This is a genomic window from Sphingomonas corticis (assembly GCF_012035195.1).
In the GTDB taxonomy this organism is placed as follows: Bacteria; Pseudomonadota; Alphaproteobacteria; order Sphingomonadales; family Sphingomonadaceae; genus Sphingomonas; species Sphingomonas corticis.
In genome coordinates, this window is the sequence record NZ_JAAVJH010000008.1 from 87,492 (window position 1) to 99,760 (window position 12,269).

The window sequence follows — 12,269 nt, forward strand, 5'->3', positions numbered from 1 at the left end:
ATCAGATGGCGCAGATCGACCAGAAGTTCGCCGAGGTGCAGTCCAACGTGAAGAGCCGCCCCGGCCTGGGCAAGAGCATGGCGAAGTGGAGCGCGCTGGGCGCCGTGGTCGCCATCCCGGTCCCGATCGTCGGCCCGATCTTCGGCGCGCTGGCGGGCGCGGCCTACGCCTATCACAAGGGGACCAAGCGGAGCTGATGCGCTGTCCCTTCTGCGGCCATGAGGCCAGCCAGGTAAAGGACAGCCGACCGACCGACGACGGCGCCGCGATCCGGCGCCGTCGCCAGTGCGAGGGCTGCGCGGCCCGCTTCACCACGTTCGAGCGCATCCAGCTGCGCGACCTGACCGTCGCGAAGAGCGAGGGGCGGCGCGAGCCCTTCGACCGCGAGAAGCTGCTCCGCTCGATCTCCGTCGCCGCGCGCAAGCGGCCGATCGACGCCATCGCGCTGGAGCGGCTGGTCAGCGGCATCCAGCGCCAGCTGGAAACCAGCGGCGAACCCGAGGTGGCGGCCAAGCGCATCGGCGAGATGGTGATGGAGGGGCTGAAGGGGCTTGATTCGGTCGCCTACATCCGCTTCGCCAGCGTCTACCGCGACTTCAGCGAGGCGCGCGACTTCGAGGAGTTCGCCGGCAGCGTGGAGGAGGCGGGGCGGGGGTGAGGGTAGCTGTGACGCCGACCGCCGACGCGCGACCTCCGTTCGGGCTGAGCGAAGTCGCAGCCCATGCGACGCGGCTGCCCTTCGACTGCGCTCAGGGCGAGCGGGGGCAGGCATGAGTTTCTACGCCTATATGCTGCGCTGCGCCGATGGCGGCATCTACACGGGCCACACCGACAATCTCGACGTGAGGATCGCACAGCATCGGACCGGCGAGATGCCCGGTGATACGCACGATCGCCGGCCGGTCGAGCTGGTCTGGTCGCAGGACTTTCCGTCGCGCGACGAAGCGCTCGCGGCGGAGCAACAGATCAAGGGCTGGTCACGCCGGAAGAAGGAAGCGTTGATTGCGGGTGACTGGTATGATCTGCATGAAGCCGCCATGCCGCCGTCGAAACGTGCCCTTCGACTTCGCTCAGGGCGAACGGGAGGTGAGGAGCGTGGCCGTCCTGTGACAACGGCCGGGGTTGACGATCACCTTCCGCAATCCGTTCGTCCGGAGCAAAGCCGAACCACCCCGTCCACCCCCGCCCCGCCCCCCGTCATCGTCCTCGTCCGACCGCAACTGGGCGAGAACATCGGCAAGGCCGCGCGGGCCATGCTGAACTTCGGCCTGGTCGAGATGCGGCTCGTCGCCCCGCGCGACGGCTGGCCCAACCCCGCCGCCGGGCCGGCGGCGTCGGGCGCGGACGTGGTGCTGTCGGGGGCGCAGGTCTTCGACACCGTGGCGGCTGCGGTGGCGGATTGCGCGCACGTCTACGCCACCACGGTGCGCAAGCGCGGGATCACCAAGCCGGTGGTGACGCCCGAGGAGGCCGCCGCCACGATCCACGCCGAGGCGGGGCGCTCCGCCATTCTCTTCGGTCCCGAGCGGTCGGGCCTCGAGACGGACGACGTCGCTCTCGCCCGCACGATCGTAACGGTGCCGATCAATCCGGAGTTCGGCAGCCTGAACCTGGCGCAGGCGGTGATCCTCGTCGCCTACGAATGGTCCAAGGGCGTGGCGCTCGCCTCACCGCCGGAGGTGGAGCTCGATCCACCCGCGCCGCAGGCGGAGCTGGACGGCATGATCGCGCAGCTGGACGCGATGCTCGACGCGTCGGGCTTCTACCACCCGCCCGATCGCACGCCGGCGACGCGCCGCACGCTGCGCACGCTGCTGACCAAGCCGGGCTGGTCGTCGCAGGAGGTACGCACGGTGCGCGGCGTGCTGTCCGCGCTGGGCGGAGCCAAGCGTCCTCGCTAGGCGGCGACGGCGCCGCGTCCTTCTGGCGGAGTGCGGCGGCGGCGCGTCAGGTCCAGCACCGGCTTCTCCACCCCGTGCCACGACAGCGCCGCCAGCGGCAGCGTGACCAGTGCGTTCAGCACCGCCAGCTGCCCATGGTGCCTCACCGGCAGCAGCGCGGCGATCGCCATCATCACCGGAAAGGCGTAGATGTACATGCCGTAGCTATAGTCGGGCCACCGACCGGAGATCGCGCCGCCGCGCGCGCTGAGGAACCCGGCGCACAGCACGGCATAGCCGACGAAGATGCCGGAAAGGTGCGGCACCGGCAGCAGCCACGCGCTGAGCACGACCAGCGCCAGCAGCCCCGCGCACGCCGCCCAAGACAGCCGGATCCTGTCGCGGAACAGGTACGCCGCGATCCCCAGCGCGAACATCGACCACAGCCGGTCGATCATCGTCAGGTTCCACAGCACGCCCTTGCCCGCCGCCGCGGCGATCGCCGCCTGCACCTGCGGCACGTCCATCGCCAGCGCGAAGGTGAGGGTGGCGGGGAGGACGAGCCGCTTCATCGCCGCGGGCGAGGAGAGGCCGGTCACGAACAGCAGCAGCAGGAGGAGGTAGCAGCGCACCTCCCACGGGATCGTCCACAGCGATCCGTTGACGTTGCACGGCACGCCGCCGCACAGGATGCCGGTCAGCAGGTAATGGCCCGACGACAGCGACAGGTTGCCGAGCACGAAGCGCGCCGTCGCGCCGCCGAAGTACGACAGGCCCGGCGCGGTCGTCACGAACGCGCCCACGGCCACGGTGGCCAGCACGGACACCGCCAACGCCGGCCACAGCCGTGCCAACCGGGCTGTGGCGAAGGCCAGCGCGCTGCCGCGGCGAAGCAGGCTGGCGTAGACCAGCATTCCGCTGAGAAAGAAGAACCCGTCCACGGCGAATTGCGAGATCGGCGCGCCCAGCACGGCGGCGAACTCGTCCGTCCCCTGCCGCCCGCTGACCCGCCACACGCTGTGCGTCCAGATCACGGCGGAGGCGAGCACCAGTCGCACCAGCGTCAGGTTGTTGCGGTATGGCGACAGAAGCTGGTCATCGACGATCATGCGACGTACATCCCCCCGGAACGTCTGCTCGGCCCGCGATTACGCCAGCCGCCGTTTTTGGCGCAAGCTTCGCTTGCGACTTGGGAACGAAATAGTCATCCCTGATTGGCACGGTGGACGGGTCGGCATCGGGCACAGGCGCCCCTTTCGGCCGGTTCGCCTGCAGGGGGACAGGAAGAGCACGATGGAAACACCTTTCGACTGGCTGACGTTGATGGTCTTCACCGGCCTGGTCGTGCTCCTGCTGCAGCGCTCCTCCCAGGAGGATCCGGGCGACAAATTGTGGCAATATGCGCCGCCCGCGGTCGGCTGCGCGGTGGTGAACTGGCTGGGTAACGAGGGGTATGTGATTCCCGCCATCCTGGGCCTGGTGCTCGTCGTCGCCTATATCTTCTACGTGCTGCGCCCGCGCTTCAACTTCTGACGCGATCCGCGTCGCGTCCGTTCCTTCACGCGCGCGTGGCGCGTGTCCAAGCGAGAGAAATGATGGTCTGGTCCCGTTTCACCGATCTGCTGCTCGGCCGCAAGCCGCGCCCCCAGCCCATCGTCGCGCTGGACGTGCCGCAGCGGCCGTCGCGGATGCGCGCGGCCACCTCGCGCCTGCCCCGGTTCAAGGGGGAGGCGAGCGACCTGGAGCGGCCGCTGCGCGGTCGCGACGGACCGGTGGACCAGCAGCGCACGCGGCTCCAGCGCGCCTTCACCCCGTCGCAGCCGGTCAGCGACGTGCGCATGTTCGCTGGCCGACGCGAGATCCTGCTGTCGCTGATCCGCGCGATCGAGGACCAGCAGCTGCACGCCGTGGTCTTCGGCGACCGCGGCATCGGCAAGACCAGCCTGCTCCACGTCTTCGCGCAGCTGGCGCGCGAGGCGCGCTACATCGTGCGCTACACCTCCTGTACCGAGCGCAGCGAGTTCGACGCGACGTTCCGCGCGATCGCGGCGGACGTGCCGCTGCTCTACCACGCCGACTTCGATCCCACGTCGGAGCCGGCGGAGCGCGGCGCGGCGCTCGACACCCTGCTGCCCGAGCGCGAGCTGACGGTGGCGACGCTGACCGAGGTGTTCGCCAAGCTGTCCGGCACGCGCCTCCTCATCATCCTCGACGAGTTCGACCGCGCCACCTCGCCCGAGTTCAAGCGGTCGGTGGCGGAGCTCATCAAGAGCCTGTCCGACCGTTCGATCCGCGTGCAGATCGTCATCGCCGGCGTCGCCGCGAACCTGACCGAGCTGGTCGAGCACATCCCCTCCATCCGCCGCAACATCCTGGGCCTGCCGATGCCGGCGATGACCAGGGAGGAGATGGCGGAGATGATCGCCCTGGGCGAGGCCATCGGGCAGATGTCGTTCGAGCCCGGCGCGCTGGACGATATCGTCGCCGCGGCGCAGGGCTCGCCCTACGTCACCGGGCTGCTGGCGCAGCACGCCGCCGCCCGCGCGCTGGACCGCGAGGCGCGCGACGTCGCGCGCGAGGATGTGACGGAGGCGATCCGCCGCGCCATGCGCGACGTATGGGTGCGCCTGTCCCCGCGCTCGCAGCAGCAGGTGGAAACGGTCGAGGCGCGGTTGCCGATGCCCGAGATCGGCCGCATCGCGGCGGACGGGCTGGCGCATTTCGGCGTCATCCTCGATCCGGCGGACGCCACGTCGCAATTCGATCCCGCCGTCCGCGTCGCCGCCGAGCTGGGGATCCTGCGCCCCACCGTCGTCGGCGACCGCAAGGCGCATCAGTTCGCCGACGACAGCGTCGCGCTCTATCTGTGGCTGGCCAGCCGCGTGGGCGGCCGGGCGTCCGCCTGACGGCTGCGGACGTGCCGGAGCCGGTTCTCACGGTCGAATGAGGGGCCGCCCGCGACGCCGCGGGCGGCCCCATGCGGTGCGCGGCGGATGCCCGCGTCAGCGCGTCTCCATCCGGATGCCGAAGCGGAACGCGCGGCCCAGCAGGTCCGAATAGGTCGGGTTGGCGGCCAGCCCCGTCTCCGGCAGCAGCAGCGGCCAGCGGTCGAACACGTTGGTCACGTTGATGAAGAACTGCGCTTCGGCCCCGCCCATCTCGATCTTCTGCGTCAGGTTGAGGTCGGCGTAGAACACGCCGGACACCCGGTTGGTGTCGTAGGTGAAGAAGTTGGGATCGTTCGCCGGGCAGGCGGTGGAACATTCGATGCCGTTGGCGACGTACTTGCCCGCGCTCACCCCGCGTCCCACCGCGGTGATCGAGAAATCGGGCGCGTCATAGGCGATGCTGCCGCGGAAGATCCAGTCGGGCGTGCTCGCCTGCCCGCCGTTCACGCCGACCGAGTTGAGCACGACGGTGCCGGGCACGCCGCTGTCGAACTTGTTGTCGATGTAGCGCGTCGCGAGCCCGCGCAGCGTCACCGCTCCTTGCGAACCGGCGCCGAGCCGGTCCATGGGCAGGCGATAGCTGACGTCGAAGTCGACCCCGCGCACGGTCTGGCTGGCCGCGTTGAACGGCTGGTTGCGGATGATGAGGTACGGCTGCGACGGGTTCTGCGTCCGCGCCGCGTCGATCGTGATCGCATTGCAGAAATCATCCTGACCCTGGAAGCACAGGTTGACGATCTGCGCCGCGGTGAACGTGCTGATGCCCTGGTCCAGGTCGATGTCGAAATAGTCGACCGACAGGTTGAAACCCGGCAGGAACGTCGGCGTGAAGACCGCGCCCACGTTCCACTGGTTCGCGCGCTCCTCCTGCAGCAGCGGGTTGCCCGTGGAGAAGCCGGAGTAGCCGTAGCTCGCCACCGGGGGCTGGCCTGCCGGCACGAACGGCGGGCTGGCGCTGGGGAAGCCGGGGTTGGTGACGGCATCGCTGTTCGCGGTGCCGGCCTGGTACAACTCGTTCAGGTTGGGCGCGCGGATGTCGCGCGAGCGGGTGACGCGCAGGCGGAAATCGTCGATCGGCTGCCACGTGGCGCCCGCCTTCCACGTCGTGACGTAGCCCGCGGTGGAATAGTCCGTGGCGCGCACCGCGCCGTTGAACTCGAGGCCGAGGCCCAGCGGCACCACCGTCTCGAGATAGGCCTCCTTCACGTCGAAGCGCCCGCGCGAGGGCAGGTAATTGCCCACCGACCAGCGGTTGGTCGCGCCCGTCACCGCGCCGGCGGCGTTGCGGATCGGCACCGGCTGGAACTCATCCGGCACGAAGCCGCTGACCTTCTCCTCGCGATATTCCGCACCCACCGCGATGCTGACCTCGCCCGCCCAGGTGGAGAAGGGCGTGGCGGAGAAGTTCGCGCCCGCGACGATCTGCTCCAGCCGCTGCTCGCGATAGGGATCGCCCAGCACGTAGCCGAAGGCCGCGGGATTGGCGACGCCGATGCCCAGCCGGTTCAGCGGCACGCAGGCGGGATCGTTGTTGGTCGCGTCGGCATCGACGTTGATGCCGCACTGGATCGAGCCGGGGGCGTAGCCCGCCGCATTGCCGGCGGGCGCGAACACCGCATTGGTCGCGTTGTTCATCCGGGTGTTGTTCATGATGTTGCGCAGCTGCTCGCGCAGGTCGGCGCGGCCGTACTGGCCGTAGACGTTCCAGTTGGCGCGCTTGCCGAAGGCGTCGAACGCGCCCTCCGCGCCGATCGCATAGCGCTGCACCTCGCGCCGGTTGTCGACCGCGCGGAAGGGCAGGTCGACCGCGGTGGTCGCCAGCGTCACGCTGGTGATCCCGGCCAGCCGCTGCGGCCCCAGCGTGTTGTAGAGGAAGGCGTTGCACGTCGTCGGCGCCGCCGCCGCGGTCGCCGCCGCGCCGCACCCGGTGGCGTTCAGCACGATGCCGGTGGCCAGGTTCGGCCCGGCGTTGAAGAACACCTTCTGCCGGTTGTACGACGCCTCGGCGAACACCTCCACGCCGTCGGCCACCTCGTAGCTGACGCGACCGAACAGGCCGTAGCGGTCGTCCTCCGGATCGAGGCCGATGCGCCGTCCCGAATCGTTCACCTGCCACGACCCGCCCTGCGTCAGCGTGGGCGGGGCGGTGCCGGTGGGCGAGGGGAAGGTGAGCGCGCCATACTGATATTGCAGCACCTCGCCGCCCGGTCCGAAGTACAGGCCGCGCAGGCTGTTGGCGGTGCCGCCCGCCGAATTGGTAATGAGCCCGCCTGGCGTGGAGTTCGCCGCGCCGACCTGGCGACGGATCAGGTAGCGCGGCGTCGTGCTGGTCGCGGTCCAGTTCGGGTCCTGGATGCGGACGTAGCCGGTCGCGTTCCAGTCGCGATCGACCTCGAAGATGCCGTCGCGATGCGCCACCTCGCCCGACAGCAGGATGTGGCCGCGCCCCTCGCTGCCGAAGGACGTGCCACCGGCCACGCTGAACGAATAATTGAAGCCGTCGCCCTTGTCGGTGACGCCGCTGTCGACCAGCACCTTCAACCCCTTGTACTTCTTGTCGAGCACGAAGTTGACGACGCCCGCCACCGCGTCGGAGCCGTAGGCGGAGGAGGCGCCGCCGGTGACCACCTCCACGCTCTTCACCAGCGATTGCGGGATGGTGTTCACGTCGACCAGCCCGGTGATGGTGGAGGCGACCGAGCGGCGACCGTCGAGCAGGACCAGCGTGCGCGTCTCGCCCAGGTTGCGCAGGTTCAGCGCGTTGATGCCGGCCTGCCCGCTCGACAGGTTCAGGCGCGAGTTCGCCGGGCGGGTCGATCCCGCCAGCGAGGGCAGCTGGTTGACGAAGTCGGCGATGTTGTTCGACGGCGAGGAATTGAGGATCTCCTCCTGCGTCAGCACCGTCAGCGGGGTGGGCGCCTGGAAGCCGTCGCGCACGATCCGCGTGCCCGTGACGATGACGTCGCCCTGCGCGGGATCCTCCTGCGTTCCGGGTGCGGGATCGCCGATCTGCGCGGTGGCGGCGTTGCTCGGCTGCGTCTGCGCGGCGGCGGGCGCGGCGAGGGCGGTGGCGAGGGCGGCCAGCGCCGCTCCGGCGTAGCTGCTCCGACGAGCGTGGCGATCGATCATGCTCCGTATCCCCCGATAAAGCGCCCGTTGCGGCGTCAGGTGCCTCCTCCGTCACGCCGTTGTCGCGGATCGGCGGCTAGGGGGAAGGTGCCGGTTGTGCGCAAAGGGCGTCAAGGCATGAAGTGCTTTCCGTTCTGTGGCTTAGGCATAGCCGCAGGGCATGATCGCGCGCGTCGGCGCATAACCGCTTGCTATGAGGTGCGGCCCCGTTGAGATGGGCGGCGGCACGCGCCCGGCGGATAGCCTGCGGCAAGAAGGAGGCCCGCCGATGCTCGCCCGCCCCACGATAGACCGGCGCTCGTTCCTGCTGGGCTCGGCCGCCGGCGTCGCGCTGCTGCCGGTCGCCTGCCGTGCGCAGGTCGCGCCCGCGCCGCGCAGTACCGCCGTGGACGGGCTTTCCGCGCCGGTCGAGATCCTCGACGATCGCTGGGGCGTGCCGCACATCCGCGCCGCCACGAAGGCCGACGCCTTCTTCGGCCAGGGCTATGTGGTCGCGCGCGACCGGCTGTTCCAGATCGACCTTGCCCACCGGCGCGAGCTGGGGCGGATGGCGGAGGTCTACGGCGCCGCCTTCGCCGAGCATGACGCGGCGGCGCGGCTGTTCCACTATCGCGGCGACCTGGATGCGGAGCTGCGCGCGGTGCCGGCAGAGGTGCTGGCCTGCGTGCGCGGCTACGTCGCTGGCATCAACGCACGCGTGGCGGAGGTGGAGCGCGACCCCGCGCTGCTTCCCCTGGAGTACCGCATCCTCGGCGTCATGCCGATGCGCTGGGACGTGCGCGAGCTGGTGCTGGCGCGTGGCGGCGCCATCGGCAACGCGGACGACGAGATCCGCCGCGCGCGGCTCGCCGCGCTCGACCTGCTGGAGCTGGACGCGGTCGTCGCGCCGCTGCGCCCCGCCTGGACGCTGCGCGTGCCCGACGGGCTGGACCCGGCCAGGGTGTCGGAGGCGGACCTCGGCGTGCTCCAGCTGGGCGGTCTGCCGTTCGGCCCGGGCACGCCGACGCGCGATCCCGACGAGGCGCGGCTCGACCGCGGCAACGCCGGCTCCAACGCCTGGACCGTGGCGGGCAGCCGCACCGCCACCGGGCGGCCGATCCTGGCGAACGATCCGCACCTGGGCATCGGCGGCTTCGGCCCGCGTCACGTCGCGCACCTGACCGCGCCCGGGCTGGACGTGATCGGCGGCGGTGCGCCGGGGCTGCCCGGCATCATGCAGGGCCACACCGATCGCTTCGCCTTCGGCCGCACCAATTTCCACATCGACCAGCAGGACCTGTTCGTCCTCGAACTCGATTCCGCCGATCCGGAGCGATATCGCCACGCGGGCGGGTGGAAGCGATTCGAGCGGGTCGAGGTGGACGTGCCGGTGAAGGATGCCGCCCCGCGCCGCGTCGTGCTGCGCTACGCGATACAGGGTCCGGTGCTGTCGCACGATCCCGCGCGCGGGCGCGCCACCGCGCTCGCCTCGATCGGGATGCAGCCGGGCGGGGCGGGATCGTTCGCGATGGTCGCGATCAACCTGGCGCGCGACTGGACGTCGCTGAAGGAGGCGTTCCGGCTGCATCCGTCTCCCACCAACTTCCACTACGCCGACGTGGACGGCAATCATGGCTGGCAGGTGATCGGCTTCATGCCGCGGCGCAGGCGCGGCGACGGGCTGATGCCGGTGCCGGGCGACGGCCGCTACGACTGGACCGGCTTCTCCGATTTCCGCGCGCTGCCCAGCGAGTACAATCCGGCGAAGGGCTGGTTCGCGTCGGCCAATCAGAACAATCTGCCGCCGAACTGGCCGCGCGACCGCATCCCCGCCTTCTCCTTCCGCGATCCCTATCGCTACGATCGGATCGCCGACATATTGTCGAAGCAGGCGAAGCACAGCGTGGCGGACAGCGTGGCCCTCCAGCACGATACGCTGTCGACACCCGCGCGGCAGTTCCTGGCGCTGCTGCCGAAGCGGCCGGGCGAGGACGCGGCGGCGGCGACGCGGATGCTGGCCGGTTGGGACGCGCGGCTGGACAAGGGTAGCGGCGCGGCGGCGCTGTTCGAGATCGTCTGGCGCGACCTGACGCAGCGGATGCTGGCCGCGATCGTGCCCGAGCGCGCGCGCGGGCTGGTGGACGAGATCGCACCCTCCGTCCTGCTGGACCGGGCGAGGTCGCGGCCGGAGATGGTCGACGCCGCGCTGGCGAGCGGGTGGCAGCAGGCGCTGCGGCTGATGGGGCCGGACCCGGCGCAGTGGCGCTGGGGCGCGCTGCATCAGGTGCGCATCGCCCACCCGCTATCGCGCATTCCCGCGATCGCGGCGGCGTTTCCGGCGATCGAGGGGGACGGTTCGGGCGGCGACGGCTTCACCGTCATGGCGCGGTGGCTGGGCGGCGGGCCGGGCTGGCGCACCGGGGGCGGGGCGAGCTACCTTCAGGTCATCGACGTCGGCGACTGGGATCGCTCGGTGATGCTGAACCTGCCGGGCCAGTCGAACGATCCGGCGAGCCGGCACTATCGCGACCAATATGGCCCCTGGATCGCCGGGGCGATGCAGCCGATGCCGTTCAGCCGCGCCGCGGTGGACGCGGCGGCGGCCTCGCGCACGACGCTGTCGCCGCCATGAGGCCCGCCGTTCGTCCTGAGGTTCGCTCGATGCCTCCTCAGCACGAACGGGGGTTAGAGTGAGGAAGTAGAACGATGAAGCGCCTTCTTCTCGCCACCCTGCTCGCCGCCTGTTCCGGCCCCACCACCGCCGCCCCGGCGGTGGACGTGGTGATCCGCGGTGGCACGATCTACACCGGCGCGGAGGCTTCTCCGGTGACCGGGGACGTGGAGATCGCGGGCGACCGCATCGTCTACGTCGGTCCGTCGCGTGGCACCGCGGCGGCGAGCGTGGTCGATGCGCGGGGCATGATCGTCGCCCCCGGCTTCATCGATGCGCACACGCATCCGGATACGTACATCCGCTCCGCGGACGCGAAGGTGCGGCTCAACCTGCCATGGCTGGCGCAGGGCGTGTCGACCATCGTGACCGGCGTGGACGGCGGCGGCACGCCCGACGTGGCGGCGGACGCGCGCAAGCTGGAGGCGAGCGGGATCGGCACCAACATCGCGCCTTTCGTCGGCTTCGGCGCGATCCGCGCCCGCGTGATGGGCCAGGACGATCGCGTACCGAACGCGGCGGAACTGGCACAGGAGAAGGCGCTGGCGGCCGGCGCGATGTGCCAGGGCGCGCTGGGCCTCTCCACCGGGCTGTTCTACGCCCCGCAGAGCTTCGCCACCACGGACGAGGTCGCCGCCGTCGCCGCGGAAGCGGGAAAGCGCGGCGGCATGTACGACACGCACCAGCGCGACGAGTCGAGCTACAGCATCGGCCTGATCGCCTCGACGAAGGAGGCCATCGAGATCGGGCGCCGCGCCGGCACGCCGGTGCATTTCGCGCACCTGAAGGCGCTGGGAGTCGACCTGCAGGGGCAGGCGCCAGCGCTGATCGCGACGATCGAGGCGGCGCGCGCGCGCGGGCAGGACGTGACGGCGGATCAATATCCCTGGCTGGCATCGGGCAGCGCGGTGGCGGCGGCACTGGTACCCAAATGGGCGCTCGACGGCGGTGACGCGAGGATGGCGGCGCGCTTCGACGATCCGGCGACCGCGGCGAAGGTGCGCGCGGAGATGCGCGAGAACCTGCGCCGGCGCGGCGGCAAGGAAGCGATCCTGCTGACCGGCGAGGACCAGCCGTGGACCGGCCGGACGCTCGGGCAGATGGCGGCGCAGTGGCGGCTCGATCCGGTCGAGGCCGCGATCCGCATCCTCAAGACGCCGGGTGCAAAGACCGGGATCGCCAGCTTCAACATGGCGGACCGCGACGTCGACCTCATCATGAAGCAGCCGTGGGTCGTCACCTCGTCGGACGGGTCGGACGGCCACCCGCGGCAGTATGCGACCTTTCCGAAGCTGTACGACACCTACGTGAAGCAGCGCCGCGTCGTGACGCTGGCGCACTTCATCCGCCGCTCGACCGGCGCGACCGCGGACCTGTACCGTCTGAAGGACCGCGGCTACCTGCGCGCCGGCGCCTTCGCCGACGTGGTGGTGCTCGATCCCGCCCGCTACGCCCCGCGCGCCGACTACGTCCATCCCAAGAAGCCGACCGTCGGCGTCCGCGCATTGTTCGTGAACGGCAGGCCGGCATTGAAGGACGGTGCCGCCACCGGCGTCGCGGCAGGCCGCGCGCTGCTCCGCGCCAAGCCGGCGGGGTGCTGAACATCCTCCCCGTGCCGGGGAGGATAACCGTCGTTTATGGCGCCTCGCACGAGGACGACTA

General features: G+C 70.6%; 9 protein-coding genes. 7 read left to right on the forward strand and 2 right to left on the reverse strand.

Going from position 1 to position 12,269, the window contains the following annotated elements; all coding sequences use genetic code 11:
- The first annotated feature begins 5 nt into the window (after window positions 1-5).
- The 3 genes from HBH26_RS13580 to HBH26_RS13590 all read left to right on the forward strand — a co-directional run bounded on the left by HBH26_RS13580 (window position 6) and on the right by HBH26_RS13590 (window position 1,901).
- Window positions 6-197, forward strand: a complete 192-nt coding sequence (locus HBH26_RS13580; RefSeq protein ID WP_168135163.1) for a hypothetical protein — start codon at window positions 6-8, stop codon at window positions 195-197.
- Window positions 197-658: a transcriptional regulator NrdR gene (gene nrdR / locus HBH26_RS13585; protein WP_168135164.1), complete on the forward strand. Its 462-nt coding sequence runs from the start codon at window positions 197-199 to the stop codon at window positions 656-658. Before HBH26_RS13580 ends, nrdR begins: the two co-directional genes overlap by 1 nt.
- A 112-nt stretch (window positions 659-770) precedes the next feature.
- The gene (locus HBH26_RS13590; RefSeq protein ID WP_168135165.1) at window positions 771-1,901 is read left to right on the forward strand and encodes a TrmH family RNA methyltransferase; all 1,131 of its coding nucleotides are present in this window, start codon (window positions 771-773) and stop codon (window positions 1,899-1,901) included.
- Here HBH26_RS13590 and HBH26_RS13595 read toward each other — a convergent pair.
- Complete coding sequence (locus tag HBH26_RS13595) at window positions 1,898-2,989, reverse strand: acyltransferase family protein (protein WP_168135166.1); 1,092 nt, start codon at window positions 2,987-2,989, stop codon at window positions 1,898-1,900. The genes HBH26_RS13590 and HBH26_RS13595 overlap by 4 nt on opposite strands.
- A 184-nt stretch (window positions 2,990-3,173) precedes the next feature.
- On the opposite strand from HBH26_RS13595, the gene HBH26_RS13600 reads away from it, so the two are divergent.
- Together HBH26_RS13600 and HBH26_RS13605 are read left to right on the forward strand one after the other, a co-directional pair.
- The gene (locus tag HBH26_RS13600; RefSeq protein ID WP_168135167.1) at window positions 3,174-3,413 is read left to right on the forward strand and encodes an XrtV sorting system accessory protein; all 240 of its coding nucleotides are present in this window, start codon (window positions 3,174-3,176) and stop codon (window positions 3,411-3,413) included.
- A 59-nt stretch (window positions 3,414-3,472) separates the two neighbouring features.
- Entirely contained in the window at window positions 3,473-4,786 is a 1,314-nt protein-coding gene (locus HBH26_RS13605; protein ID WP_168135168.1) for an ATP-binding protein, read from the forward strand.
- 96 nt (window positions 4,787-4,882) lie between these two features.
- On the opposite strand, the gene HBH26_RS13610 is transcribed toward HBH26_RS13605, so the two are convergent.
- Window positions 4,883-7,957 (reverse strand): TonB-dependent receptor plug domain-containing protein, encoded by a 3,075-nt coding sequence (locus HBH26_RS13610; RefSeq protein ID WP_168135169.1) that lies wholly within the window; start codon window positions 7,955-7,957, stop codon window positions 4,883-4,885.
- A gap of 268 nt (window positions 7,958-8,225) precedes the next feature.
- Between HBH26_RS13610 and HBH26_RS13615 the strand changes: the two genes are divergently transcribed.
- Both HBH26_RS13615 and HBH26_RS13620 read left to right on the forward strand, forming a co-directional pair.
- Window positions 8,226-10,568, forward strand: a complete 2,343-nt coding sequence (locus HBH26_RS13615) for a penicillin acylase family protein (RefSeq protein ID WP_168135170.1) — start codon at window positions 8,226-8,228, stop codon at window positions 10,566-10,568.
- A gap of 74 nt (window positions 10,569-10,642) precedes the next feature.
- Complete coding sequence (locus HBH26_RS13620) at window positions 10,643-12,208, forward strand: N-acyl-D-amino-acid deacylase family protein (protein ID WP_168135171.1); 1,566 nt, start codon at window positions 10,643-10,645, stop codon at window positions 12,206-12,208.
- The last annotated feature ends 61 nt before the right edge of the window (window positions 12,209-12,269 follow it).